The sequence below is a fragment of the Candidatus Enterococcus moelleringii genome (genome assembly GCF_017377575.1).
Taxonomy (GTDB): domain Bacteria; phylum Bacillota; class Bacilli; order Lactobacillales; family Enterococcaceae; genus Enterococcus_A; species Enterococcus_A moelleringii.
The window spans coordinates 26,508-52,902 of record NZ_JAFREM010000038.1 but is presented as its reverse complement, the minus strand read 5'-3'; the positions used below and the strand labels follow the sequence as shown (position 1 = coordinate 52,902).

The 26,395-nt window shown below is 42.5% G+C and carries 23 protein-coding genes; 7 read left to right on the top strand and 16 right to left on the bottom strand.

All coding sequences use genetic code 11. From position 1 onward, the window contains the following. The first annotated feature begins 194 nt into the window (after window positions 1–194). On the top strand, window positions 195–962 hold the full coding sequence (locus JZO70_RS20845) for a MerR family transcriptional regulator (protein WP_207675622.1): 768 nt from the start codon (window positions 195–197) through the stop codon (window positions 960–962). Window positions 963–966: 4 nt separating this feature from the next. Here the strand turns inward: JZO70_RS20845 and JZO70_RS20840 are convergent, their stop codons facing one another. From JZO70_RS20840 to JZO70_RS20825, 4 genes are all read right to left on the bottom strand, one after another. Further along, entirely contained in the window at window positions 967–1,986 is a 1,020-nt protein-coding gene (locus JZO70_RS20840) for a DUF3114 domain-containing protein (RefSeq protein WP_207675621.1), read from the bottom strand. Window positions 1,987–2,064: 78 nt separating this feature from the next. Continuing rightward, window positions 2,065–2,415, bottom strand: coding sequence for an iron-sulfur cluster biosynthesis family protein (locus JZO70_RS20835; RefSeq protein ID WP_207675620.1), 351 nt, complete (start codon window positions 2,413–2,415; stop codon window positions 2,065–2,067). A 137-nt stretch (window positions 2,416–2,552) separates the two neighbouring features. Continuing rightward, window positions 2,553–3,452, bottom strand: a complete 900-nt coding sequence (locus JZO70_RS20830) for a glycosyltransferase family 8 protein (RefSeq protein WP_207675619.1) — start codon at window positions 3,450–3,452, stop codon at window positions 2,553–2,555. Beyond that, window positions 3,452–4,303, bottom strand: coding sequence for a glycosyltransferase family 8 protein (locus JZO70_RS20825; protein ID WP_207675618.1), 852 nt, complete (start codon window positions 4,301–4,303; stop codon window positions 3,452–3,454). Before JZO70_RS20825 ends, JZO70_RS20830 begins: the two co-directional genes overlap by 1 nt. A gap of 303 nt (window positions 4,304–4,606) precedes the next feature. Here JZO70_RS20825 and JZO70_RS20820 point away from each other — a divergent pair, with 303 nt between their 5' ends. Next, entirely contained in the window at window positions 4,607–5,416 is an 810-nt protein-coding gene (locus JZO70_RS20820; protein WP_207675617.1) for a Cof-type HAD-IIB family hydrolase, read from the top strand. A gap of 38 nt (window positions 5,417–5,454) precedes the next feature. On the opposite strand, the gene JZO70_RS20815 is transcribed toward JZO70_RS20820, so the two are convergent. From JZO70_RS20815 to JZO70_RS20765, 11 genes are all read right to left on the bottom strand, one after another. Beyond that, window positions 5,455–9,180: a WxL domain-containing protein gene (locus JZO70_RS20815; RefSeq protein ID WP_207675616.1), complete on the bottom strand. Its 3,726-nt coding sequence runs from the start codon at window positions 9,178–9,180 to the stop codon at window positions 5,455–5,457. Further along, window positions 9,177–10,235 carry a WxLIP family cell surface protein gene (locus JZO70_RS20810; protein WP_207675615.1) on the bottom strand — a complete coding sequence of 353 codons (1,059 nt, stop codon included), beginning with the start codon at window positions 10,233–10,235 and terminating at the stop codon, window positions 9,177–9,179. The genes JZO70_RS20815 and JZO70_RS20810 overlap by 4 nt, the downstream gene beginning before the upstream one ends. Before the next feature lie 665 nt (window positions 10,236–10,900). Next, window positions 10,901–11,518, bottom strand: coding sequence for an ABC transporter permease (locus JZO70_RS20805; protein WP_207675614.1), 618 nt, complete (start codon window positions 11,516–11,518; stop codon window positions 10,901–10,903). After that, window positions 11,515–12,426, bottom strand: a complete 912-nt coding sequence (locus JZO70_RS20800) for an osmoprotectant ABC transporter substrate-binding protein (protein WP_207675613.1) — start codon at window positions 12,424–12,426, stop codon at window positions 11,515–11,517. Before JZO70_RS20800 ends, JZO70_RS20805 begins: the two co-directional genes overlap by 4 nt. A gap of 4 nt (window positions 12,427–12,430) precedes the next feature. Continuing rightward, window positions 12,431–13,054, bottom strand: a complete 624-nt coding sequence (locus tag JZO70_RS20795) for an ABC transporter permease (protein WP_207675612.1) — start codon at window positions 13,052–13,054, stop codon at window positions 12,431–12,433. 9 nt (window positions 13,055–13,063) lie between these two features. Beyond that, window positions 13,064–14,176, bottom strand: coding sequence for an ABC transporter ATP-binding protein (locus tag JZO70_RS20790; RefSeq protein WP_207675611.1), 1,113 nt, complete (start codon window positions 14,174–14,176; stop codon window positions 13,064–13,066). 92 nt (window positions 14,177–14,268) lie between these two features. Then, window positions 14,269–15,711 carry an FGGY-family carbohydrate kinase gene (locus JZO70_RS20785; RefSeq protein WP_207675610.1) on the bottom strand — a complete coding sequence of 481 codons (1,443 nt, stop codon included), beginning with the start codon at window positions 15,709–15,711 and terminating at the stop codon, window positions 14,269–14,271. A gap of 75 nt (window positions 15,712–15,786) precedes the next feature. Further along, the gene (locus JZO70_RS20780) at window positions 15,787–16,563 is read right to left on the bottom strand and encodes an SDR family oxidoreductase (protein WP_207675609.1); all 777 of its coding nucleotides are present in this window, start codon (window positions 16,561–16,563) and stop codon (window positions 15,787–15,789) included. Between the two features lie 71 nt (window positions 16,564–16,634). Continuing rightward, on the bottom strand, window positions 16,635–17,561 hold the full coding sequence (locus JZO70_RS20775; protein ID WP_207675608.1) for an electron transfer flavoprotein subunit alpha/FixB family protein: 927 nt from the start codon (window positions 17,559–17,561) through the stop codon (window positions 16,635–16,637). Continuing rightward, the gene (locus JZO70_RS20770; RefSeq protein WP_207675607.1) at window positions 17,561–18,349 is read right to left on the bottom strand and encodes an electron transfer flavoprotein subunit beta/FixA family protein; all 789 of its coding nucleotides are present in this window, start codon (window positions 18,347–18,349) and stop codon (window positions 17,561–17,563) included. Before JZO70_RS20770 ends, JZO70_RS20775 begins: the two co-directional genes overlap by 1 nt. Window positions 18,350–18,417: 68 nt before the next feature. Next, window positions 18,418–19,905 (bottom strand): FAD-binding oxidoreductase, encoded by a 1,488-nt coding sequence (locus JZO70_RS20765; RefSeq protein WP_207675606.1) that lies wholly within the window; start codon window positions 19,903–19,905, stop codon window positions 18,418–18,420. 211 nt (window positions 19,906–20,116) lie between these two features. On the opposite strand from JZO70_RS20765, the gene JZO70_RS20760 reads away from it, so the two are divergent. The 5 genes from JZO70_RS20760 (at window position 20,117) to JZO70_RS20740 (ending at window position 25,853) form a co-directional block, all read left to right on the top strand. Next, window positions 20,117–20,815, top strand: a complete 699-nt coding sequence (locus tag JZO70_RS20760) for a MurR/RpiR family transcriptional regulator (RefSeq protein ID WP_207675605.1) — start codon at window positions 20,117–20,119, stop codon at window positions 20,813–20,815. A gap of 306 nt (window positions 20,816–21,121) precedes the next feature. Continuing rightward, window positions 21,122–22,360, top strand: a complete 1,239-nt coding sequence (locus tag JZO70_RS20755; RefSeq protein ID WP_207675604.1) for an MFS transporter — start codon at window positions 21,122–21,124, stop codon at window positions 22,358–22,360. 132 nt (window positions 22,361–22,492) lie between these two features. After that, window positions 22,493–23,458: an aldo/keto reductase gene (locus JZO70_RS20750; protein ID WP_207675603.1), complete on the top strand. Its 966-nt coding sequence runs from the start codon at window positions 22,493–22,495 to the stop codon at window positions 23,456–23,458. A 342-nt stretch (window positions 23,459–23,800) separates the two neighbouring features. Continuing rightward, a complete protein-coding gene (locus JZO70_RS20745) occupies window positions 23,801–24,664 on the top strand; it encodes a hypothetical protein (RefSeq protein ID WP_207675602.1) in 864 nt (287 codons plus the stop codon). A 133-nt stretch (window positions 24,665–24,797) separates the two neighbouring features. Continuing rightward, complete coding sequence (locus JZO70_RS20740; RefSeq protein WP_207675601.1) at window positions 24,798–25,853, top strand: hypothetical protein; 1,056 nt, start codon at window positions 24,798–24,800, stop codon at window positions 25,851–25,853. A 64-nt stretch (window positions 25,854–25,917) separates the two neighbouring features. Here the strand turns inward: JZO70_RS20740 and JZO70_RS20735 are convergent, their stop codons facing one another. Beyond that, a complete protein-coding gene (locus JZO70_RS20735) occupies window positions 25,918–26,139 on the bottom strand; it encodes a flavodoxin (RefSeq protein ID WP_207675600.1) in 222 nt (73 codons plus the stop codon). Window positions 26,140–26,395: the final 256 nt, after the last annotated feature.

Sequence of the window (26,395 nt, the reverse complement as noted above, 5' to 3'; positions counted from 1 at the left end):
ACTTATTACCACTAGACTTTCATTGGGAAACCTCCCTACTTATAGATACGCATTTTATTCAAAAAATTTTTTACTAATGAGAAATTTTTTCAAAAAAACTGCTGGAAAGTAAATTTCGTTTTTTTTGCAGAGAGTAGCCGAGAAAGAAAGGATTTGATACTATTGAAAATGAAGACATCTTCAGGAGGAACAGCATGACTCATTACACAACATCCCAAGTGGCAAAATTGGTGGGTCTGCACCCTAACACGATTCGCCGCTATGAAGAATGGAAGCTAATTCCCAAACCAGAGCGGGCAGCGAATGGGTATCGCATCTTCACGGATTATCATGTGCAGCTGATTCGACTAGCTCGAGTGGCTTTTCAAATTGAAATTTTGCAATCTGGACTGCGGCGGAAGATGTGGACTGTGATTCGAGCCTTAGCTGCTGACGACTTTGACTTGGCTAAACAGGAGTTAACTGACTATCAACTGGTTGTCGATGGAGAAATGGCCAATGCTCATGAGTCGATTACCATCGTGGAAGCGTTGATTCATGGAACCACGGTGACCACGCCCGAGACCTTGACCCGCAGTGAGACTGCTGAATATCTCGGCGTCACTATAGATGCCCTGCGAAATTGGGAGTTGAATGGCTTACTGACAGTCAAGCGCAGTGCCAATGGTTATCGGATGTATAACGAAGAAGACTTGAAGCGTTTGAAAATCATCCGCACCTTGCGAGGGGCCAATTATTCTCTTGAGGCGATTTTGCGCTTGCTTCTATCGCTGGATCAGCAACGAGTTCCTTCTATTAAAGAAGTACTGGACACGCCAAAGCCGGATGCGGATTTGATTGCCGTGTGTGATCAGCTGCTGACGTCTTTGAAAAAGGCGAAGGAAAATGCGGAGATTGTTCAAGCGAAAATTGCCCAATTGAAAACCTACTATCAAAAGGCAAAAGAAAAGGAATCTCTTTAGACCTTTATCTGTGTCTAAAGAGATTCCTTTTTGCGATACCAATGATTAGCAGGAAGATAGATAACCAACCAGCTCTTTTCTTTATGAGGTCTCTTTGGGAATAGCCGTCTTTTTGTTTGTCGGCTTTTTTCCAATGATACTCCACTTTGTTCGCTGGATTCTTCCACTCTTTGGCAATTTCTTTCCGCAGTGGATGATCCAACTGACCTGGCGGCAAAATGTCCAAGCGGCGATGCACCAGATCGTTGCGATCGGCATAATTAAAGGATTCGCCGTTTAGGATTTGTTGCTGAAAGCTGTGCCACTGAGTATAAGTCCCGCAGCGCTTCCTATAGTAGTCAAAATCGGTGATTAACTTGCCGGCTGAGTCAAATTCCAGCACATTCCATTGACTGACAAAATGACCATTTTCATCCAAAATAAATTCTCCATGAAAATCCGGGGTCAGCCGTTTGCGATTTTCGCCGCCGGGTTGGTAGTTGTGCTGGTACTTGTTGTGAAAACGAGCGCGCTCGGCAATCAGCTTTTGGCCGCCTAAACCGCCGCTTTTTTTCGAAGCACGAACGTAAGCAGACAGTGCCGCTTCATCAGTGATTCCCTGGCCACCAAAAAGCTGGCGAATATAGGTAATATTGTGGCGATCCAAGTACATCCGTAATTGGTGAACTTGGGGATCGTCTAAAACTTTACCGGAATAAGCTTGCTGGACGGTTTTGGCTAATAGCCTTAAAAATTCGCCATGGGGCGGCATGTTGGCATCGATTTGATAAGGTCCCAGTAACTGCAGCGTCCCCTCTTCCATCTGAGCACCCAGTTGGCCTAACAAAAGTGCGAGTTTTTCTTTAGGTTCCTGCTTAGAAGCCTGAAACATTTTTGTATAGATGCTAGAACCGACCAAGCGGCTTTCCTGGAGGATTTGCTGCTCAATTTCCCGTGCTTCCTTTAGTGAGCGGCGGCGGGTTTTCTTAATAATCTCTTTTGACAGCAGACGTTGGGCTGCGTCATCCCATATGATTGGCGGCATTTGTCAAAATCTCCTTCTCTTACACTCAAAAGAGCTATGCTTATGCTTCAATTAAGCATGAACATAGCACTTTTGCTTTTAACTAAAAAAGTAATTTTTCAATTTGATGTTGCTGTCGACATAGCGATGGTTGCACATAATTTGAAAACTGTTCAGGCGAGGATTGAAATCCATCTCAACATGCTCGGATAACAGAGCTTTTGCATCCTCTGAAGTATATACGTTAAAGGTTGGGTTTTCCAGTGGAATCAATTCCACATCCGTCTCGCTAAACAACGGAATCACTTGAAAGTGATTGCCTTTGGCACAAGAATGCTCCCGCAGCTCGCTGCCTTCTACCTCTTCGTTTAGCGCTAATAAAAATGCGTTGTCGTCACCCAGTTTATCTAACAAAACTTCAGCTGCTTTATCTGATACGGTAATTTCCATTTATTTTTCTCCTCCCAGTTGTGGATTCGGCGAACTTTTCTTTCGTCTGTCTATTCGATAAACCCGTCATTTAGATAAAACATTCGTTTTTGACAGCCTGCTTGCGCAGTTCCTGTCCGTCAAAGGTACGAATAATGCTATCTTACAACTCTGCCATAGCGAGGAGTGGAAACATAGGTAACCGCATTCGACTTGTAGATTGGCTTTTGAGCAAAAGCGGTTTTCCGCGCGTAACGCTGATAATGGCGCTTCGTTGGAAACGTAAATTCGTCACTCCAAGGCTTCACATGACCAGAGAAATGGATGATACAAGGTTCCTGGCGGGCTTCTTCAAAGAGCTTTTCGCCTTTCGGATTGGGATGCTCCACTTCTTTTTTCATAATGTAGCTTTGCGCATTCCATTGCGGATGCAGCGGCAGCCATTCATCATGCAGAACCGCGTTCAAGGCATCCTGATCGTGGAATTTTAATTTTTCCGGATTATTTTGGATGTAGCTTAATACTCGCTTCGTCACATCTTCATCCAGCCATTTTTTGACGTTAATCAACATCAAACCTGAATTGAAGTACAATTTCGAATCGGCATCGATGTCCATTAATTCTAAACGGTTATGGAAACCGGCATCCTCAACTGCACCTAGCGTATATTTGCCTAAGTCGGTTTCCCACAGCTCACGGATATCAGTAACCGCAATCATATCGCAGTCCAAGTACAACAGCTTATCCACACCTTTGCCACGGAACAGTTCCGGGATGGCAATTCTAAAGTAAGCCGTTTGCGGAATCCGATCACTTTCCACTACGTTTTTAAAATATTTTTTGTTAATGTTTAGAAAATGCAAGGAAGCTTGGTAGTCCACCAAGGTATCCAGCATCAATTGTTTACTCTTGTAGTCGATATTGTCGTCGATCACGTAAAAATCAAAGAATGCTTGTTTATTGCTGCAGTTTTCTAAGATTGAAACAAACAGCGCGGAGACATGCGGCGCAAAGGCGGCATTGCTGCTGGAAACAATCGTTATTCGTTCGTGTGTCATTATGCATTCACCGCTTTCTCAAAAATACTTGCCTTCAGCAAGTTCATATACTCGTCCTGGTAAGGATGATCCTCCAGCGTGTTCCAAGGCTTGTCGTGACCGGTAAAGTGAACAATCGCAGGAGTTGCATTGCCTTCTTTGTATGTTTGTTCGTATTGCTTCGTTGGCGCCGGGTGACGGTCAAAAATAAGCGACGTCTGCATGTTCCACCGTGGATGCAGCGACGCCCAGTCTTCATATAATACGGCGTTTAATGCGTCTTGATCGTGGTAGATAATCTTGTCGCTGTGATTTTTAAGGAAATCAATAGTTTTTTCGGTAATTTTATTGTCATTCCAGCGTTCGATGTCAATGACCATAACACCGGAATTAAAATAGTAATCCTCTGAATCAATTCCCAGACGCTCCAATGCTTTGGTTTGCCCCGGATCAATAACCGCTCCAATTGTTTTGCCTTGCAAATCCGCTTGATAAAGCTTCGCCACATCATCTAAGATCAATGTGTCGGCATCAATGTAAAGTACTTTTTGGTACTCGTATTTTTTCAAAATTTTTGGCAGCGAAATGCGATAGTAGGCAGTCGTCGTAATATGATCACTGACTAAAAAGTCTTCATATATTTGGCCATCGACGGTCAGGTATTGGATCGTCGCCTGTTTTGAGTTGTTTTGAACCGTTTCTTCTAATTTTTCTTTACTGGATTCAGATATTTCATCGTCTATTACATAAATATTCAATGAAACGTCTTTTGATACATGATCCAATAAAGAGCAAAGCATCACGCTCAGGTAAGGAGCGTAGTTCTCATCGGATGCAGTTACAACGGGTATCACGTTTTTGTTAGGGAACATATTGTGTCACTCCTTTGTTATATTTTGTTCTTTTATCCTGTTTCTATAATCTAGACTAGCCCCTCATAACACTTTTGGCAAAAAAATTGCTTTGTTATCCCTATCATTTTGTCACGAAATCCAGAAAAAAATGATCGGATCGACGTTTTTTCGCGGTCTAACAATGTTTAAGTTTTTTTAAACATTTAAGTTTACTTATTGTTCTAAAACGGATTTTTTGAAATGATTGAGCGTTTCATTTCTCAAACGGAAAAAATTAGTCTACCCTTAAAATAGAATATTATTTAAAAAGGATGGATAAAAATGAAATTAGCAGCAATCGATCTCGATGGCACGTTACTGGATCATTCAGGAGAAATTCCCGCAAAAAACCAAGAAGCCCTGCATGCTTTTAACCAACATGGCGGTACGGTCGTCTTGGCGACAGGACGTTCGATTCTTTCGGTGAAAAAAGTCTTCGGCGAATTGAACATGAATGGCTATGTACTGGCTTCAAACGGTGCTTACATTGCCCGGGTGGAGCGTGGCGAGACTGCTGCTGTATTGAAACGATTTGACCTCCCCGTCGAAACGATTTCCAAGACCTTCCAGCTAGCCGAACAGGTGGGCGTCACTATTGTAGCCAGCCGCGAGACACAGGATGACCGGATCACCTTTAATATAGCTCCTGCCGACGTGGACAGTCCCTATTATGCGCAATTTCACCTTAACGACTATTCGGCAGCCGATTTGCTGCATCAAGTTCGTGAAGGTTCCATCAGCTATTTCAAATTAGCCTTTAATGACAATGATGAAAGAAAGCTTAAAGAGTTAAGAAAGCTGTTCGACAAAGCAGGCATTCGTTCGGTTTTTACGGATATTCATTGGCTGGAGGTTATGGCAGAAGGGGTAAATAAAGGAACCTCCCTCACCTACTTAGCCAATTATTTACAAATTGACCCCAAACGAATTTTAGCTTTCGGCGATCAGGAGAACGACATCGAAATGCTGAAGGTCAGCGGCGTGGGCGTGGCGATGGACAATGCCTTGGAACCAGTTAAAGAGATTGCCCAAGAGGTAACCAAATCTAATGAAGAAGCTGGGGTTGCAGTTGTGCTGGAAAAATATCTATAGTAAAAGGGTTGGCGCGGGCCAACCCTTTTTTGTGTGTCTTAATTTGTTACTCCGGCTTCGACTACCCAACGGATGTCCGAGCGATAGGTTTTACCTGTCTTACCCTGACCGGCTGGAATCTGAAGCTTCAACTCATTTTTCTTCCAAACATAGGTGGATTCTCCTTTAGAATTTTCACCGGTTCCGCTGAAAACGGTGGTGGCTACCGAGCTTAGCGGTGTCTCCCCAGTCGCAGCTAAACCGTCTGGATTTTTTGCATCCTTGGTTTTTACATTGTAAAGATCGCCAAATGGTAAAACAATCCGTGCATCCTCTAATTGATCGTCCTCGGCTTCAAATGGTGTCGCTGAAGCTTTGACTGCCCAGCCGTTCTGGCCAGCGCGGTCATCGGCTACCTGCACCCATTGATCATCCTCACCTAAGCTTTTATGCTCCATGTCTTTCCAGTGGAACATCACATCACCAAAATCAAAGACCGATGGCACATAGTCCAGCCGCAATTCTCCGGTGGCACCCGTCCCGTTGTTTTCCGGATTCTCAGGATCGCCCTCAGCTGGATTGCGGGGATTGACCAAATTGCTCTTGATGCTTAGTTCAGCTTCGGTCTGCAGCTCTTCACTGGGCACTTCAAATATTACCGGATAAGGACCGCCGACATCAGTAGGAATTTCTGCCAAGTTGGTAATCTGGATTTCTTCAGTTAAATCTTTTAATTGATAATCTACCAAAATGCGCGCTTGTGCTTCCATCGCATGTTTTAAATAGTCTTCATATTCTACTGATCCTACTTCAAAATCCCGTACCTCATTCCAGCGAATCTGGGTTGAATTGGCGCGAATGCCGCTAACACTTCCTGCTTCATGAACTACTAGTGATACTGATACCGGATCAGACAAGTTGCCGCGGGTATCATCAACGATTAGACTGTCATTGTAGGTTTGCTGCTGCGAACCGTTGGAAATAACTGCGCTGCTTCCTGGTTGGATCAAGCTTTGTTCAAATTGATAAGCAAATTGACTCTTGTCGGTTACTGTTGGATTGGTATCCTCTACACTAGTGAGGAAAACCGCTGCCTCAGGAATCGTTTCTCCTTCGACTATATGCAATGTCCGGCCTTCCGCTGTTGGTCGGGTCACATCGACTACCGGCTCTTCAGCATAAACTTCTGAATGTCCGCTGTAGCTTGCCCGGATACTTTCGCCATAGTAAAATGGTCGGTCAAGATTTCCCCGCCATTCATAGCGGCCGTCACTATCTATTAGCAATTGACGTTCTTCTAGCGGCAGACTATCCAGCTGACCGCCGAATATTTCCACCATACCACCAGGAGGCTGTGCCGTTCCTTGAACAATATATTCGTCTTGCTCCTCATTAGTAACAGGTTCAATCGATTGAATATTAAACACGACTGCATCAATCGCTAGGCGCTGCGCATTTGACGTAAAGTTGTTTTGCAGCTGCTGAGCTACTGGCGGATCGGTGTCTAAAAAGCCATCGTCCAAGCGGGTCGTCGCATTGCTGACGTTCGTACCGTTGTAAGTAATGGTAGTTCCAGCTATTGGCTGATACTGGTGATCCGTGTCTTCATCAAAATTGCCGTAATCCCAGTGGCGAATTCGATGGACGTAGTCGTCAGGAACGGATAATGAAGAACCGTTTCCAAGACGCATTAACGAATTATTCGTTGGTTGGGTATATTTAAGATCAACCGTTGCTTGATCATTTATTTGCATAAAAGTATTTCTGCTGGCAGAATCGATCATGACGTCGTTGCCATTTGTATAGGCTGTGGAAGAAACCGAAAATGACGAGTTTTTTCCAAGTTTGATCACAGGTTCGTTCGGTGAGCCGGTTACTTTAACAGCCGAGCCTCTCGATGGGTAAATCGTGTTGCCATCGACGCTACGTCCGACGTTTAGGTTGAAGGAAGCGTCTTCGCCAAGCTCCATTGTGGCTCCATTAAATAAGAATACTGGAAATTGTGAGTTTCCACTCATACCATATGTGGAACTATTGCCACCAGCTGATATATCTTGTTCGACATTAATATCTACTGATGCACGGTCTCCGATTGATAGGCTGCCACCGCCTTGTCCCAATTGAATCGCCCCCGCATAGTCTTTACGTCCTAATCCATTATTAATCGTTACCTTGGCTTCTTTTGAAATATGAATTGAACCTTGTAATCCTTTTAACTCAGCCGGACGTTCTTCATCAGTCCAGAAGTTCGAACTACTAGGCCCAGGGTTATCATTCATCGTAACTAAGGAAGCAACAGAATAGTCATTGCCTCCTCCCCAGCTATTCCAGCGAGGATTTGATTCTTGATTGTCGAGATTCAGTGTCGTGGGTGCTCCCTCTTCCATAAAAATATTTCCATTTCGAAAGACTGCAATGTTAGCACCATAATTTGGGTTTTTCATTGTGATATTAGAGCCCGCTTTAATATAGACTTCCCGAGCTGCAATGTTAGAGTTGCCTGAACCGTATTCCGTAGATACTCTCACTTCCGCTCCGTTAGTAGCTGATATATAGGTATCGTTGGGTGATTGAGTAAATTCACTAGTACCTGATAAGATAACGCGGCCGCGAGAACCTTCAAATGCCTGCACACCTTCCTGTCTTACATTATGGAAAGTGTAAATATTCCCGTTGTTACTCCCATTGTACCCATCAAAGACACCCCAACTATTGGAGTTCTGAACCGATATATTTTGAAGGACAATATCCCATTGACCAGCACCAGCAAAACGCAGCGTGTATTGTCGTAAGTCCAATGAGTGGCCGTTACCGTTTATCACTAGTTTTTTGTTTTTATTACTAGTTAAGGAACCGTTATATGTCGAACCGACAGCCCCATTATTCGTCGCATTAGAAAAAGCAAAACTATTAGTTATATCAAGGTAAGTGATTTCTTGCCGATTATTATTAATTGTTGTAAGTGCTCTGTTCCATTCAGCTAATGACCCGACTGAAAAATAGGATACATTGCTGTATTGTCCGTCCTCAACTGCTTGAACCGGCAATTTTCTCATTGTGGCCAGACCCAAATCCAAATTCCCATTAGCCGCCAGTGTGGCTGCATCTGGTTCGGGCTTCACTTGATCAACAGCCTCTTCTTGCTTGTCTTCATCAACTGCTTCTGCTTCCTGAACTTCATCCATTACAGATTCATGATCAGCTTGTTCTTCTTCAGCTACCTCTTCAACTGCCTCTTCTTCAGCTACCGCTTCTATTTGCAGCGTCACTGGGACTGTTTCTCCCACCAAAACGTTATTCACATAGTGGCTGCCGGTAAGTTCGATCGCTTCAGTCGCTGAGTCGTCATTTATGGCAAAGTTAATCGGTTCTTGTTCACCTGGATAGCTTAAATCTAGCATAATTTCATTGGTTTCTTGATTAAAGCTGTGGCTAGTATTATCCTGTGGTGTATAGGTTAAGCCTGCCGGAACGTTTATTACCAGCAAGTCGGTTTTTTCAGACTGGACCGTTAAGCCTGCTTCATCATCTTGCTCCAGTTCAACAGGCGCATAATGAACATCTAACGTTACCATATCCGTGTCTTCGTCTACTTTCATAAAGGATTCCCCAGCAAATGAGAGCTGGACCTGTTCATCAATCGTTGTACCATCGACGGCATGAACGACTGACGGAAGAAATCCTGAAATGACTAAAGTTATCGTTAAAACGATGGTTAGTAGCTTACTCTTCACTTGATTTCCTCTTCTTCTCTGATTCATCATCATTTCCTTTGCTCGTTTCATTTACTCACCCTCTTTTTTCCCGTTTTTTTGTATAGGTAAATCCCAACTCCTGCTAGTATTGCTAAAACTACTGCGGCTGCGATCAAATAATTTTGATTTGGCGCTGACTTTGCATGATCATTTTCTGCCTCTTTGAGTTCTCGTATCTGCTGAGGTGTAATGGAAAAATCCTCCGCCCATGTCCAGCTTTGATCGTTCCATTTATCATCTGTAGTTGTTGCATCCACTCGCAAGGTGTACTCGCCAGCTTTCCATTCCTGCGCCTCTAAGGGAAAGGTGACAAAAAAATTGGAATTCGGTGCCATGATGCGGTTATCTATCTGACTGTTGGAAAGTATTTCATCTTCGCCTTTGCGAGTGACCGTTCCTTCAAGTGAAAGATTAGAAACAACGGCTGGCTGGTCGTTTTGGATTTGTGCCTTGATTGCCTGATTCCGCAATTCAGGAGCTGCCCCTAGAAAATTCAAATTAGGGGAAGCAATTTCTTGATTCACCGTCAGCTTCACTGCCAAGGCGTAAGCGAAATGGTTATCTATGGCAATCCCGCTGCCGGAATCTTCCGTTTCAGGCTGGTCATTTTCCTTTTCAAAATACCAAGAACCTAAAATCACACCATCTACGGCATCATCGGGAACTTGAATATCCATCGTGATAGTTTTTCTTTCTCCTGGTTTTAAAACGAGTGGGCTATCTTCTTTTAATGTAGCGATCGTTGAAAAAGGAATGACCATGCTTTCGTCTTGGTCGGCTTCATTTAACGGGTTGGAATAATCGATTTCGCCGTTGTCATTAGTAGAAGAAGCATAGGCCGCTTGCATGATGCGGCTGCTGGCGGCACTGTGATTCGCCAACTCAGCCTGAATCGTCAGTTTTTGCCCCGGCGCCACCTTCAAATCGTAAAAGGAACTGGCCGGATTAACCTCTTGTCCCTCAGGAGTAATTTTTCGAACACTGAAGCCGGCACTTTCCCCTTCTTCAGCAGCGTGTGTCCTTATTGGTGTCGTAAACCCGAATATCAATGTCAGTAAAATCAGTTTGCTTATTTTCTTTCTCATCGTTCTACCCTTTTCTTCATTTTTTGTTGGAACTAGCGATAATGCTCAGGCATTTTTTTGTGGAATACACTTTATTTTTTCCTGGGATCAGATTGCTGATATTTCTGGAAATAATCGTTTGCTGCCGGAGCATCATCATCTGCTTATTTATAGTTAATTTATGTGTACTATTCTAATTAAGATACTATCTAATAAAATTTTATCGAAATTCCGGTCGCAACTGAATTGATAGGGATTGAAAAAGTGGTGATATCAAGGTTTTTCAGCGATCGTTCCTTTATTTTTCTCCCCTTTAAACACACCAAAAAGCGGACAACTATCCTTGCAGCTGCCCGCTTTCAATAACGGTAGTTATTCTAAATAAGATGGCTGAAAGATTGTTATCTTAATCAAATTCTTCTATTAAGTTGGAAAAATTGATTTTCTCATTATTTAGTCGTCGATTTTCGGTTTATATAAAGAGAGACTAACTGAGCGTGGGCGATGGCTGGTCAAGTTCCTTAAATCATTCGAGCCTTAATTGACTCCCTTCCAAGGATAAAAGAGCGCACTGAATTAAATCTATTATGAGTTGTTTCCGAATAAGCTAAATAAAAAAAGCAGTTTATCGCTGGAAATGATAAACTACTTTTAAATTGAAATGATTTTCTTCTATTATATAGGATTTATTTCATCAGCCAATTGAACAGCCCGTCCATACCCAAAGCAATAACTGCACATAAAATTGCTCCGACAAAGATGATTGGTTCTCCGCCGGTTATATTGATACCTCGCAGAATAATGTCACCTAATCCACCGGCACCCACAAAGGAGCCAATGGTAGTGATTCCGACAGAAATAACCAAAGCATTGCGAATACCTGCTAAAATCACTGGCAGAGCTAACGGTATCTTAATCAGATATAGGACTTGAAAACGGCTCATCCCAACACCACGGGCACTGTCAATATAGACGGGATCGACATTATTTAATCCAACATAAGTATTATTGACGATTGGCAGCAACGAGTAAAGTACTACCGTAGCAATTACCGTATTTTTCCCTAGGCCCATAATGATCAATAAAATCGTCAGCATCCCAATTGACGGAATGGTCTGAACAACGTTGATAAAACCGATCACCCAAGAAGCTGCCTTCTTATTATCGGAAAGAAAGACACCGATGGGAAAGCCGATCAGAAAGGTCAAAACTACCCCTACAATCGAGATATAAATATGATTGAAAAACTGAGTAATAATATAAGAAGAATTATCACTCAAATAGTTCAGCAGATCCTGCATCATGGGCTTTCCTCCTCAAAATAATTGTTGGATTCTAAAAATTGACGAGCAATTAAAGCCGGCTCCAACAATTGACTGTCAGAGGCATCGTTCATCTGCTGCATCAATTCAGTATCGATGGTATCTTCTAATTTAGCCAAAATCTCCTCAAGCTCAGGATTTTTAGCCAACGTTTGCTCAGAAACAACTAAGCTGCAGGTGTAGGGTGGAAAGAATTTCCGGTCATCCTCCAACATCACCAGATCATAGCTGCCGACACGGCCATCAGTGGAATAACCTAATATGACATCCAACTCATTAGCTGCTAAAGCATCATACAATAATCCGATCTGCATCGGATAAACCCGTTGAAAGTTTGTACTATACTCTTCGGTGAAGGCTTGATAACCATCGCCTTCTCGTTTATACCAAGTTTGGTCAGTGCCTAAACTAAGTTGGCTGGCATGTTGCTGTAAATCGCTGACTTTCTTCAGCTGATATTTTTCAGCGGTTTCCTGAGTAACCATAAAAGTAAATTGATTGGAAAAACCATAGCTGGGAAACCATTCGAAATCGTAGCGTTCTCGAAAAGCATCCTGTACAATTTCTAGCGCCTTGTCCGGATCTTTTTCAATTGGCAAATGTAAAGTACCCACCAAATCGGTTCCGGTATAACGGGTAGGAGCAATATCCAGGTCTCCTCTTTCCATTGCCGCTTGCATCAGGTTGGCCGAACCTAAATTATTAAAATAAACAATCTCATTGTCCGTATAGTGGTTCAACAGCTCCACGACAATATTACCTAAAATTTGGGATTCCGAAGTAACCCCACCAGAAACAGTAATGGTATCATCCTTATCAGAAAAATTGGACACAACAAAAACCACAAACAGACAAACAAAGGTTAGTAAAACGACTATTTTCTTTTTCATCCGCTCACCCTCGATCCACTGACAGCTTCACTTCGAAAAGCTTCAGTAAAGCATCAGTTACTAACGCCAGTATAGTAATTGGAATGGTCCCCATCATAATCAAATCAATTCGATACAAGGTTAGTCCATTGAAAATGAAATCGCCTAAACCACCAGCTCCAATATAGGATGCCAAGGTCGTCCAGGAAATCACATAGACAGCTGACACCTTAATTCCCGAAATGATTACGCTGGAGGCTAGCTGCAGTTCAACCTGCAAGAGCCGCTGCCATTTGGACATGCCCATTCCTTTGGCCGCATCTAAATAAGTAGCATCCACCGATTGAATTCCCACATAAGTATTCCGCAGAATCGGCAAAAGTGAATACAAAAACAACGCTACAATTGCCGGCAGTTTGCCAATTCCTAAAAAGGGTACCATGATAGACAGCAAAGCCAGCGAGGGAATGGTCTGAAAAAATCCGACTACATTAATGATCGTTTCCGATCCTTTTTTAAGCCTAGTTAAAATGGCTCCTAAGGGTACTGCTACTAATATCCCCAGCAAAATTGCACTAAATGAAATATAAAAATGCTCCCAAAACTTTAACAAAATCTCGGCACCGTATTGATTCCAAAAATTTTCCATTCTGCTCACCTACTTCAACTGGTCGTAAATCAAAGACACCAAAGAAGAGCGCGTCAAGATTCCGACCAAGTGATTTTCGTCATCAACAACTGGTAAATATTTTAGTTCCATATTGAATAGCGGGTCCACAACATCCGCCAGCTTTTCATTTTGGTTCACACTGGAGGTTTCGGTGCGCATAATCTCGTAAATATTTGTGGCTTTATTGATTTTACGATCAATATCCTTAATATCAATGAACCCCTTCAAATGCCGTTGGTCATCTACTACCAGCAGCGTATCGACTTTCTTTTCGGTCATTTGACTAATAGCTTCAATGATCGACTTGCTTAAAGAAATCGCTTCTGCTTGCGTGTGCATCAAATCAGACACAGTTAGTTCGTTTTCAAAATAGGTCTGTTTCTGTCGTTTTCCTAGTAATTCTTCTACAAAATCATTGGCTGGATTTTTTACAATGGCTTCCGGGGTGTCATACTGAACAACTTTTCCGTGATCCATGATGATAATGTTGTCCGCCAGTTTGAGCGCTTCATCCATATCGTGCGTGACAAAAACCACGGTCTTATTCATTTCCTGCTGCAGGCGTTTAATCATCTCCTGCAAGGCATCTCGGGTAATCGGGTCTAGGGCTCCAAAGGGTTCATCCATCAAGATAATGTCCTGATCAGCTGCCAGTGCCCGAATGACACCGATGCGCTGTTGCTGACCACCAGAAAGGTTTTTCGGCTTGCGATCTAAGAATTCTAAAGGCAGCTCGACTTTTTCGATTAAACGCTCGGCAATACCTTGTCGTTGACTATCTGACCATTTTAATAATTTGGGAACGATCATAATATTTTCACGAATGCTCATATGAGGGAAGAGTCCGATATTTTGAATCACGTAACCGATTTTGCGGCGCAATTCATCTTCATTTAAACTGGTAGTATACTCACCGTTAATTTGGATCGACCCGTTAGTAGGCTCCACCATACGATTGATCATTCGTAACAAGGTGGTTTTCCCGCTGCCGCTGGTTCCGATCACACAAATAAACTGATTATCCTCAATCGTTAAGTCTAATTTCTCCACGGCTGCTGCCGCATCGCCGTATCTTTTTTCTACCGCTATAAATTCAATCATCAACCTACCCCTTTTCCCCACGTCTATGTAAACGTGAAAAAGGCTAAAGCCCTTTTTAGGGCATTTAGTCCTTTTACACGTGGTGACATTTACTATTGTTCTGGATGCAAAATCGCAAAGGTTTTTTCCAACACTTTGTCGGTATGCGTCGTCAAGCTTTGATACACTTCTTCATTTAATCGCTTATAAATCGCAACATTTTCTGGGATCGGTGTAAAGACGTCTTTTACCTTCACCATCTTCTCTACCGCTTCTTCATAAGAGGAATAAATACCTAAGCCCACCGCAACATTAATCGCTGCACCGACGCTGGCACTGCCGTTCACCACATTGCGTTTCACTGGCAAATTAAAGACATCGGCAAAAATCTGCATCAGCAAATCACTATTGGATCCACCACCAGTTACGATTACTTCATCAATGGTTTTGCCTAGCTCCTCCGTCATGTTGGTGACATTGTTTTTCATAGTATAGGCAATACCTTCTAAAATTGACCGATACATATAGCGATAATCATGATGGGCATTAAAGCCGATCATCACACCTCGTTTGTAAGGCTCCCAAGGGTTTGCCAACCAATCTAAGACTGTCATCAGGCCATCACTGCCGGCTGGGACGTGCTGTGCCTGATCGTTTAAGTATTCTTCTTCTGAGATTCCTTGATAATTAGAGCGAATCGTAATTTTTTCGCCTAATAAATCTTTAAACCAAGAAACGGTCCACATGCCGCGGCGAATGCCGTAGCCTTCATAAGCATATTTTCCGGGAATTGAGGACATGATACCCCAATAGCTCGTTGCATCTTCAGGCATATCCGTACCAGTTACCATACTGCTGATGTAAGTTCCCAGTGAAACGAATGCGGTAGTATCACGAATCAGTCCGGCCCCTAAGCCTTCTACTGCTTTATCACTAGTTGTGGCAATTAACGGCAGACCTTCAGGAAAGCCGGTTTTTTCACTGGCTTCTTTAGTAATATAGCCTAAAACATCTCCCGGTTTAACTGGATCCAGCAGCATTTCTCTTGGCAAATTGTAGCTTTTCAGCACGTCTTCATCGGTGGACCAGTCCCACGTTTCATAGTCCACTGGCCATTGGCCGAAGTGATTACCGATATTGTCCTTGAATTCGCCGGTCAAACGATGCGTCAAGTACCCATTAGTGGAAGTCACATATTGGACTTCAGGATTGTCGTGTTCGAAAGGAGTGGCTGTCCGTTTGTCCATCCAGCTGATGACAGGCTGTGCCAATGAGCCGTCTTTTTTCATTAATACGCGGCAGCAACGGATCGAACCTAAACCGATGCCGACAATATTTTCTTTTCTAACACCAAACTGATCCATCGCTTTTTTAGCGGCCACACATAGGGAGTCCCATAAGTCATCTCCCGGATGTTCGACTACCACACCTTCAGCCAAATGCATCGGCCGCAAATTTTCTTTGCCCTCCCCAACGATGTTGCCTTCTAGATCGAAGATGACAATTTTGGTGCTTTGACTGCCGCCATCAATGCCGACGATATATTTCTTTTCCATGAAGTTCTCCTTCACTGATTAAATTTTTGTTTACCAGCTGACAGGAGCTTTCTCCTGCCAGCCTTTATTTGTCTATTAACGTACTAAGAATCCACCGTCTACAGCTAAAATATGCCCATTAACAAAGTGAGAAGCTTGTGATGCCAAGAAGACAGTTGCTCCCATCAAATCAGCTACATCGCCCCAACGTCCTTCTGGTGTATGATCCACAATCCATTTGTTGCGTTCTGGATCTTCGATTGATGCTTTTGCTACCGGTGTTTGGAAGTATCCTGGTGCAATGCCGTTTACTTGTATATTGTATTGTGCCAATTCATCACAGTAAGCTTTAGTTAACCCAGCTAAACCATGCTTAGAAGCTGCATAAGCTGGTGCCCATTGTCCGCCTAAGAAAGAGAATAGAGAACAGATGTTGATGATTTTTCCGCTCTTTTGCGGAATCATTACTTTAGCTGCTTCATGACTCATATCAAAAGCAGCCGTTAAATTGATATTAATCGTTGGGTCCCATTTGTCGCGACCATAGCTTAATACATCGTCACAAGGGCAAATGCCGGCACAGTTGACTAAAATATCTACTGAGCCTAATTCGGCCACACATTTTTCGATGATTTCTTGAGGAACACCATCTTTCGTGATGTCGGCGTGCATATAAACCGTTTTTGCGCCACGCTCCTGCAGCGTTTGATTGAATGCTTCATCATCTGGCATAATAGATGGCATGAAGATGTTGGCGCCAGCTTCAGCTAAAGCTAATGAAAAGGCTTGGCCTAGTCCAGTATTTCCCCCAGTAACAATTGCATTTTTCCCTTTGATTGCAAACATATCCATCTTAAAGTCTTTGATTTCCATTCTCTTACCTTCTCTTCTTTGTATTTTGAAGTGAGCTTTGTCACCCCAATTTTCCATTTTTTGTCCTGCTTTTAACAATTTAGCCGGTGTTTTAACTTAGCGACAAATTCAACCGCATCGCCTACTACGATAATGTTGGCTAAATAATTTAATGGTGCTCCTTGGTCGATATTGACCGAAATTAAATCTTTTACATTCTTGAGTCCTTCAATATGCTGCATGGAGCCGTAAATACCTAACGCTAAATAGAGGCTAGGGCTTACGGTCTTGCCAGATTGACCGACTTGAATTTCTCGCGGTGCTCTGTTTTGTTCCACAACTGGTTTTGAAGCTGACACCGTCCCCTTCAATTTGTGGGCTAAGTCTGTCAGCTGATCCAGGTCTTCGTTGAACCCAGCACCTGCTGAAACTAATACCTCAGCTTCGCGAATGTCTTGCTGCTTTTCGTTTTCTGTCACGGTTAATACTTCGATTGTTGACGGTTTCATTTGACCAACAGAAAAGTTGACTATCTCCGGTTGCTTCGTCACCTCTTCGGCCTGAAAAACATTAGGATGAACACTAGCCATGATTGGCTTTGTGTCACAAATAATGCTTGCCAGCATATTACCGGAAAAAGCTGGTCGAATCAGCTTGCGGCTTTGCTGGTCCACTTCAATGGCGGTAATGTCCGCCACTAGTCCAGCTTTCAGGCGCATCGCCAGTCTCGGCGCTACCATCCGGCCAAAATCAGTAGCCAGGATGAAGATACTGTCAAAGTCGTATTTTTGATGAACTTGTTGGACAATATCCGTAATGACCCGACTATCCTTTGCTTGAATCGCCGGCTCCTCCACACAAATGAGTGTGTCGAAGCCTTTGATTTGTTGATTTTCTAAATTAATGCCCAGTCCATACAGCTGAAGTTCTTCTTCTCCAGCTAGGCGCTGGGCAGCGTCAGTTAAATCGATCGAGTAATTGATGAAATCATTGTCGACTAAAATGAGTGCTTTAAACATTACAAGTACCCCTTTTCTTTCAAATAAGCCACGACTGTTTCAATTCCTTGATCATCCACCTGAACGACTTGATTCATCACTCGGGTTTGTTTGGCTACCACATTTCTTAACACCTTGGTGGGCGAACCTTTGCGGCCAATCACATCTGCTGAAAGCTTTAGGGTTTCGTTTGTTACTAGAGAGAATTGAGCATCGACGTTTTTGTCGATATTTTCATATCTAACGAAACCTAATCGCAAGTTCATTTGATGGATCAAACTTAATACGCTGGGATTTTGGATTTTTAAGCGGAAAATCCGGTTATCCTGAAGCGTTTCCACAATAGTGTATTCTTTTGTCGCCTCTTCAATTTTTCGAATATTTGAAAATTGGTTAAGGTCCAATAGTTCGGCAACTTGCGGGCCAATATGTCCCGTTCCGCCATCTAAAGTATGGGTTCCTGTCAAAATCAGATCATATTCCTGTGTGCGTAAGTAGTTTGCCAGAATCAAACTGGTGGCTAGCGAATCACTGCCGGCAAACTGGCGATCACTAATCAAGACCCCTCGATCAGCTCCTAGACGAATCAGATCCTTCAGCTCTTTTTCCAGCTTCATCGGACCCATCGTGACAATTTCCACTGAAACAGCTGCATCCTGTTTTTTCTGCTGCAAAGCCCAAGCGACGGCCTGCTTATCATCAGGATTTAAGATCAGTCGAGATTTTTCCCGATTGATTTTGTCAGTTTCGTAATTGTATTCAAACTGATCGGTGTCGGGAACATATTTAATGAGACAAATGATTTTCATAACGAATCATCCTAATCTTTTGAGAAATTCACTGGAGGGCGAGAAGCCGCCCTCGCAGGAAAGATAAACTACTTTTGATATTTGTAGCCTTCTTGTACTGGATAAATGTTGCCGTAGTTCATGATACCTTTTGGATCAAAGGCTTCTTTTAAAGTTTCCAGCATGTAGTAAGCTGATTGATGCTCTTGTTTGGTCCATTCGTTGCGGTATTTACCAATGCCGTGATGGTGACACATCGAGCCGCCAAGCTTCAAGGTTTCTTCTACAATAATGGCTTGAATTGGATGATGGTAGATACGCATTTCATCCTCTGGTTCGCAATTGATCTCGTAGTTGTAAACAAAGTACATATTCGTTCCATTAATGTAGCTGTGAGAAGAATGTCCCCCCAGCATGGTTAAATCGTTTGCCCGTGGGTATTCATTGCGAATCCGGTCAATTACGTTGTTGTAGATTTTCGTGATAGTTTCCCAATCTGCTGAAACTTCAGTGGTGTAGCCATCGTGCTTGTCGTTGTCGATCATACCTTGCACTTCATCGTCAATCGTTTGCTGGGTCCAGTTTAATTGGTTGAACCAGTTGGCGATTAATTGACTATCGACTTCTTTATAGACACCGTCTTTGAATTTTTCAACGGCTTCTTCAATCCCTTTGCCGGTTGCTTCCACGATGCCTTCCGGACCTTCTGCCATAAAGATCAAGACACATTTGTCTTCATAGAAATGGTAGAAATGCTGACGAGCATCTTCTGGTGAATAAGTCCGAGCAACTGATGGACGGTAACCGTTAGTGATGACTTCACGTAATACTTTCACGCCGGTTTCCACATCATTCACTAAGTAGCCGAAGAATTTATTGTTATCTGGATAGTATTTGAAAATTTTCACTGTTACTTCAGTGATATAGCATAAGGTTCCTTCATTACCAATGACGATGTGACGGATGTCTGGTCCTCCGGCACGACGAGAAACATTCTTGATGCGAGAAATATGTCCATTTGGAAAGACACATTCTAGGCCGACAACCATGTCTTCAATTCCACCGTAAAGAGTCGAGAACTGGCCAATTGAACGCGTAGATACTAGTCCGCCGTATTGCGCAACTGGTTTTGATTGCGGTGAATGACCGGTGGTATAGCCGATTTTTCGCAATTCATCTTCTAAGTCCTGCAATCTTACGCCTGCTTCAACGGTTGCCTGCATGTTGTAAGGATCGATTTTGATGATTTTGTTCATCTTAGAGCCGTCAATCACTAAAGCCAAATCTTTCCAGTTTTCCAAGCCGCCTTCTGTCGCAGTCTTGCCGCTTCTCGGAATCACGTTAATACCGTTCTCATTTGCATACATTAATAGTTCTTTGACTTCTTCTGCGTTTTTAGGGTAAACTACTGCAGTTGGCACTGGATTGTCTAATACCCGTTTAGCCTTCGCATATTTACGATAACGGTCAGATGAAGCATCATACAATACCTCATAATCTGTAACGACTTGATCTTCGGAAACAATTTTCTTCACATCGGCAACAATAGCCTCTTTTACTAATGTATCGGAATTCATTCAACTAGCTCCATTCATGATTTATTCGTCAAGCGCTTTTCCTATTTCCAAGTATAGAGAGCTGAATCCGCTTTTGCATTAAAATTTGCTTATATTTTCATTAGAATATAGCTTTATATGAGTATTACAGGAAAATTTTCCACTATTAATTGCGTGTACAACTGGTTTTGTGCTATGCTGAGTCCATCATTTAGATTAGGCGGTGAAGAAAATGCGGTTGCAACTAGAGCGGTTAAATGATCTGGAGGCCCAAATTCATCAAACGTTAAGCGAATTGAGTCAGAATCAGCCCAACATGACGATAACCGAAGCAGCTGAAGCGACTGGAGTCTCCCCTTCGAAGATTTCCAAGTTTGTTAAAAAGATCGGTTTTTCCGGTTATAAGGAATACTTTCGATTTTTAACGGGAAAAGAACTGGTGAAGCGTAAGAAGCTGAGCAGCGAGTTTGCTCGGATTCAGGAGTTTATGGAAAATTTCGATAACGCATCGGTGAGCTATGTGGCTGATTTGATCAAAAAATACGACAAGGTAATCTTGTTTGGCTATGGTCCAACTAGTATTTGCATGGAATATTTTGACTACAAGTTAACCTACACAGTAGATAAAAATGTCATCCGAGCAACACAAGACTCCATGATCCCAGGATTATTAACAGAAAACACATTACTATTGATTTTTTCGGTAGCCGGAAAGTTTGCACAATTTGATTCCCTTTTCGAAGAGGCTAAAAAGCGGCAAGCTAAAGCTGTTCTGATTATGGAAGAATTGAACACCAATTTGAATTTGGAACAAGGCAATATCATTTACTTAACCAAATCACACCAAGATGAACATCTTGACTCCCACGAGAAAACCCGGACCGTTCTCATGATGTTTATCGAAGAAGTGATTCGCGAATTAAGTAAATAAACGGAGGTTGATCCTTGCTGAGGATCAACTTTTTTTGTTTTCCCAAATTTTTTTGTCTTATTTTAAGCAATCTCAAAGACGGAAATTTTATACTATAATTTCCAATAAATACGGGTTTTTCATCGATATCGCCACTTTAAGATTAAAATTTTCTGAATGTTTTATTATAACAAAAGCGTTGACACTTCAACAGAAAGCCTTTACACTAAACCTGTTACTAGAGAGATAGAGCCCTAATATGATTGTTTCGGTGTTAAGCGGCACTGAACACAACGTAAAAAACACTTACTGGGGGTAACTTTATCTATGAATAAAGCATTTATCAAAAAGTATGGCACGCTATTGCTCTTAGCTGCCGGCGCCGGAATTATTTTTCAATTACCTTATATTCGAGAGACCTTTTATGTTCCGATTCAAAAAGCAATGAATCTGACAAACGCCCAAATGGGGATGCTTTCCTCAGGGTACGCAACGATGGCCAGTTTCTCCTATTTCATTGGTGGGATTGTTGCCGATAAGTTCTCTGCTAGAAAGCTTCTGACCGTTTCTTTCTTGGCGACAGGTGTTCTGGGGATTTGGTTTTCCACCTTCCCATCCTTTAACACTGCTCGTTTGATTTTCGTCTTGATGGGTGTTTCCACCATCATTACTTTCTGGTCTGCCATGATCAAAGCCACTCGTATGCTGGGGGATTCTTCTGAGCAAGGTCGTTTGTTCGGACTGCAAGAAGGTTTGCGGGGAATATTAAATGCCTTGCTGGTATTTGGAATGTCCGCGGTTTATGGGCGTTTCGCTGATGAAATTCTTGGTACGGCCTGGGCAATTCGAACTTGTGCAATTGTTGTTATTATTCTTGGAATACTCCACTGGTTTATTATTGAGGATACCGAAGAGGCAGAGGATGCTGAATCCTTGAAGGAAGTAATTATTGGAACCTTTCAGCAGTTAGCTCTTCCTCGAGTATGGCTGTTAGTTGCCATAGTATTTTTCGGCTACAGTCTGTATGGCATTTTCGGCTACATCAACACATTAGCCATCAATGTATACGGATTATCAGTTGCAGGCGGAGCAAACCTCGGTGGTGCTCGTTATATTATCCAAGCCTTTGGCGGGATTATCGGTGGACTGATTGCTGATAAAATCGGTTCACGTCTGAAGGTAATCATTGGCGGCGCCGTATTAACAGCTGCTTCTTATGGCTTATTCTTGGTCTTGCCAGAAAATACTGCTTTGCTTTCAATTGTTCTAGCAAACTTTGTTGCTGGTATGTTCTTCATCTATATCATCCGGAGCCAATACTTTGCGATTATTGATGATGCCGGGATTCCAGTTTCAAGAACTGGCCGGGTTTCAGGAATTGTTTCTTGTTTAGGCTATATGCCAGATATTTTCATGTACACCATGATCGGCGGCTGGTTAGACAATAACACTGGTAAAACTGGTTTTAACATGATGTTTATCTATGCAATTGTGATGGCCGCTGGATGTGTTGTGACTTCTCTGATTCTAGCAAAAGTAATTAAAAAAGATAAAATTCCTGAGTAAGAAAGAACTAAAATCATTTCAAAAACTATTAACCATTGACCTGACCAAGGAATTATTTTCCTTGGTTTTTTTGCTTGCCTTAGACCGCACTCCATGGTTTACACTAAAAAGAAAAGGATGGTGGCGTAAAAGATGGAAAAAAGACAACTAGGCAACTCTGGGATTGAAGTTTCAGCGATTGGGCTTGGTACTATGGGAATGGATCACGCTTATGGACCGCAGGCTGATCGGCAAGAAATGCAGCAGCTGCTGCATCGAGCTGTGGAACTGGGCTGTAATTTCTTTGATACAGCGGTAGTTTATGGCGAAGCCAATGAAGAATTGTTAGGAGCGGCCTTTGCTGAGATGCGGGATTCAGTGGTGATTGCCACAAAATTCGGTATCACTGGCCAAGAAATTGTTGATGATAATCCGCAAAATGTGTTGAATAGTCAGCCTGATTCAATTCGCCAGCAACTAGAGGGTTCCTTAAAACGGCTGCAGACCGATTACGTGAATTTGTATTATCAGCATCGCACCGATCCCAATATGGAGCCAGAAGCAGTAGCGCAAGTGATGAAGGAATTGATAGCCGAAGGAAAAATTCGCGCCTGGGGTCTTTCCAATGCTTCGATTGATTACATTCGCCGGGCCCATGCGGTTTGTCCGGTGGCAGCCATCGAAAATCAGTACTCGATGGTTTGGCGGGAACCGGAAGAGGAAATTTTTGCCCTTTGTGAAGAACTAGGAATATCTTTTGTCGCTTATAGTCCTCTCGGTAACGGCTTCTTAAGCGGAAAGTACACGAAAGAATCACACTTTCCGGAAGGCGACTTTCGCAATTTCATGGCTCGCTTCAAGCCAGAGGTGATTGACCGCAACCAGAAACTGCTGGAACTGATCAGAGGGATGGCCGACCAGAAGCAAGCAACTCCTGCGCAAATCGTTTTAGCTTGGGAGCTGGCTCAAAAGCCATACATTATTCCTATACCAGGAACGACAAAATTGCATCGGTTAAAGGAAAACCTTGGTGCCGCAGCTGTCACATTGTCGCCTGAAGAGCTGGCGCAATTAAATGATGCCCTGGCAAGAATAGAAATTGACGAAACGCATTTTTAAAATAGTCTCATCGAGGAGCTGCCTGATAATTAGGCAGCTCTTTTTTGTCAAAACTATCATCCACAATTCCATACTAAAATGCTAAACTAGTAATATAATTACGATTGTTGAAAGGAATGAATGTATGTGGAATTAGTTAATAAGTTTGACCTGAAGTATCCTCAGCTGAAAAAAGACTATGCTAAAAAAATAGATCAGGGAGAAAATCCCTATAAAGTGGTTTTATCTGCTGCTGCAAAGGTTTTCCTCTCTATTGTTAGAGATCCGCGATATATAGATAACCAATACACTTTTAGTGATTTCTTTGGTTTTTTTGCAGATGTAAGGTGGGATTTTTCTGTCGTGCTTGATCATGAGGGAGAAGAAGCTGACTTCCTTGATTTGCTGCTTTTGTATTATTTGTTTTTAGAGCATGCAGGAATGACGGGTGACTTCACGGAGATCGTACGATGGGTGCCCGGGCTGACTAGACAACAACGGCGAAGAATTCTAAGTTGGCCAGAAGAATATGTCTTTAGTTTATTTGAAGTTAAAAGTCGTAAAGAAAAATTGACCTATAAAGATGTGCGAACCAACAAAGTCTATCAAATTGACGCGGCCGTCTCTGGCATTGACTTAACAGCGGATGACCGCGAGAAAACAACTGTCCTCGCGCTGATCGTTCCCATGGAAAAGGATTACCTGTCCACTCCACCATTCATCTATCCACTGAATGTCTTCGCGATTGAACAGATCAAAAAAATCGAGGACTATCTTTTTGATCCAGAGGAGCTGTTAAGTGATTATTATTATTGTTCAAAACATAAGGATATTCCCGTCGGCCACACCCTTTTCCATCCCAACTCTCATACCAATCCGAGGGTTACGCTAAGGAATGAAGGTCCTCGAGAAACCGATCCAAAGATTGCTAAACTATTGATCGACCAGCATGACTTCTTCCGGGAATTTGAACACCGGGAGCAGGCCGAAAAATTACTGACAAAAATCATCGAAAAGTTCCCGAGAATGTTTTATCCCTATCCCGATAATTCTGAACTGATGGAAGCCTTCCGACTTTTATTTACCAGTTCTAATGAGTTAACCAGCAGTCAGGATGAAGAAGTAACTTACTGGTATGAAGCGATTTGTGAGAAGTTGAATGAAGAGGTTAAGGCGATTGAGCCTTATACAACGTCTATAACATCTAGTGATACCTCCTTACAATAAAAGAATCAAAGTCCTAGCTCTAAATCTTTGGTATTTCCCGACAGCTTCTATGAATCACCTATCTACATTTTTATGATTTGATGATACACTGAAAAAAAGCCTATTTATCAGGACAGGAAAGGATTTGATCAACATGGATCGGTTTGACATCAATGATTTAAAACAAGAGCTAACAAAGCTGATTGGTATGGGCGAAGACGCATACTCTGTCGCCCTATCCGGCATTACATCTTATCATGTGATAAGTTCTCAGAAATCTATGGATTTTGGTTATTTTGAATTTTTGGAGGAAGTAGGTGCTGATATAGATCCTGACCCTTTTTTAGAAGAGGATAAGCAAGCATTTTTGGAGATTTCAATCTTGTACTATTTACTGGCGAGAAATAGTCGAAGCTTCAGACAAGCAATCAACTGGCTGCCGGGACTCACGGCTGACCAAAAGAAAATAGTCTCAGCTTGGCCGAAAAACTATATTTTTAGTATTTTTCAATTGAAAGTTAAAGATGACGATGTGATTTATCAGGATCTGAAAGATGGTAAAGAGTACACGATGAACTTTTCTGCCTCCAGCGTTGGTTTAGTGGATGCGAATAAGGATAAGCTTACAATGATCTCCCTGATCGTTCCTGTAGGCCAGCACTATATGTCGGCACCGCTAGTTTTTTATCCAGTGAACGAGTTAGCCTTCGCTAAGATGAAAAAAGCAAAAGATAAGATTAATTACGAGTATGCTGTTTTACTGGAAGCTTCAGACTATTTGTCTGATCTCTATGAAGATGATGATGATTTCGATTTCGATGATCTGTTTGATTATGACGATTTCCACCCCTTCTATGCTGCCGAAAGAACCAGTGGTGAATCAGACCAGGACTTTGCCAAACGATTGCTGGGGCAAAGCAAATTCTTTGAAGACTTTGAACACCATAGTCAAGTTGAGAAATTTATGATCAAGGTTATTCAGACTTTCCCTCAGCTGTTCCATTCTTACGCCAATGCTCATGAGCTGTTGGAGGCATTGCGGCTTTTATTTGTCGATGAACAATTTGATGTTGAGGAGTTACAAATGCTTTCAGATGAAGTCCCGATCTTCTGGTTCACTTTGATTAAGAAGCATTTGCCACAAGAAGTAGCAGCGTTGGAACCGTATATTGTTCCTGATGTTTTCGATGATAATGAATTGCCGTTTTAAATAATTCACAAAAATATCCACTGTCAAAGGCAGGTTTATCTGCTTTTGACAGTGGATTCAACTTTTACTCTGGAACTACCTCACCTAACCTGTCAATAACCTCGCTTTGCGAATCAGCCACCTCGGCCCGAGAAATCCTCAAGGCATCGGTCGCAACTGTCGCATTGGGCTGCAGCTCTTCAATTGTGCTGACGGTACTAGAAAGCCCACTGCCGCCATGGGTGTTGAAAGGAACAATGGTTCTGCCGGACAAATCATTTTCTTCTAAGAAGGTATACATTGCCATTGGCGAATCTCCCCACCAGTTAGGATATCCCAAATAAATCACGTCTTACTTGTCCCAATCAGTCACACTTGAAGACAACTCCGGACGATAAGAATCAGCTTGCTCTTCATCGGCGATCCACTGTGCCACTTATTCGGTTAGTCCAATTCCATCGCCATTTTCTTGAACCAGCAAGCTGGCAGCGGACGCAGCATCGGTATCATCACCAACTGGTAATGAGAAGCAAGCAACTAACTAATGCACTGCCATCACCTTC

Coding starts and splice junctions, on each gene's coding strand:
- JZO70_RS20845 (WP_207675622.1), top strand. CDS start 195: ATGACTCATTACACAACATCCCAAGTGGCAAAATTGGTGGGTCTGCAC.
- JZO70_RS20840 (WP_207675621.1), bottom strand. CDS start 1,986: ATGCCGCCAATCATATGGGATGACGCAGCCCAACGTCTGCTGTCAAAA.
- JZO70_RS20835 (WP_207675620.1), bottom strand. CDS start 2,415: ATGGAAATTACCGTATCAGATAAAGCAGCTGAAGTTTTGTTAGATAAA.
- JZO70_RS20830 (WP_207675619.1), bottom strand. CDS start 3,452: ATGACACACGAACGAATAACGATTGTTTCCAGCAGCAATGCCGCCTTT.
- JZO70_RS20825 (WP_207675618.1), bottom strand. CDS start 4,303: ATGTTCCCTAACAAAAACGTGATACCCGTTGTAACTGCATCCGATGAG.
- JZO70_RS20820 (WP_207675617.1), top strand. CDS start 4,607: ATGAAATTAGCAGCAATCGATCTCGATGGCACGTTACTGGATCATTCA.
- JZO70_RS20815 (WP_207675616.1), bottom strand. CDS start 9,180: ATGAAACGAGCAAAGGAAATGATGATGAATCAGAGAAGAAGAGGAAAT.
- JZO70_RS20810 (WP_207675615.1), bottom strand. CDS start 10,235: ATGAGAAAGAAAATAAGCAAACTGATTTTACTGACATTGATATTCGGG.
- JZO70_RS20805 (WP_207675614.1), bottom strand. CDS start 11,518: ATGATGCAGGATCTGCTGAACTATTTGAGTGATAATTCTTCTTATATT.
- JZO70_RS20800 (WP_207675613.1), bottom strand. CDS start 12,426: ATGAAAAAGAAAATAGTCGTTTTACTAACCTTTGTTTGTCTGTTTGTG.
- JZO70_RS20795 (WP_207675612.1), bottom strand. CDS start 13,054: ATGGAAAATTTTTGGAATCAATACGGTGCCGAGATTTTGTTAAAGTTT.
- JZO70_RS20790 (WP_207675611.1), bottom strand. CDS start 14,176: ATGATTGAATTTATAGCGGTAGAAAAAAGATACGGCGATGCGGCAGCA.
- JZO70_RS20785 (WP_207675610.1), bottom strand. CDS start 15,711: ATGGAAAAGAAATATATCGTCGGCATTGATGGCGGCAGTCAAAGCACC.
- JZO70_RS20780 (WP_207675609.1), bottom strand. CDS start 16,563: ATGGAAATCAAAGACTTTAAGATGGATATGTTTGCAATCAAAGGGAAA.
- JZO70_RS20775 (WP_207675608.1), bottom strand. CDS start 17,561: ATGTTTAAAGCACTCATTTTAGTCGACAATGATTTCATCAATTACTCG.
- JZO70_RS20770 (WP_207675607.1), bottom strand. CDS start 18,349: ATGAAAATCATTTGTCTCATTAAATATGTTCCCGACACCGATCAGTTT.
- JZO70_RS20765 (WP_207675606.1), bottom strand. CDS start 19,905: ATGAATTCCGATACATTAGTAAAAGAGGCTATTGTTGCCGATGTGAAG.
- JZO70_RS20760 (WP_207675605.1), top strand. CDS start 20,117: ATGCGGTTGCAACTAGAGCGGTTAAATGATCTGGAGGCCCAAATTCAT.
- JZO70_RS20755 (WP_207675604.1), top strand. CDS start 21,122: ATGAATAAAGCATTTATCAAAAAGTATGGCACGCTATTGCTCTTAGCT.
- JZO70_RS20750 (WP_207675603.1), top strand. CDS start 22,493: ATGGAAAAAAGACAACTAGGCAACTCTGGGATTGAAGTTTCAGCGATT.
- JZO70_RS20740 (WP_207675601.1), top strand. CDS start 24,798: ATGGATCGGTTTGACATCAATGATTTAAAACAAGAGCTAACAAAGCTG.
- JZO70_RS20735 (WP_207675600.1), bottom strand. CDS start 26,139: ATGGCAATGTATACCTTCTTAGAAGAAAATGATTTGTCCGGCAGAACC.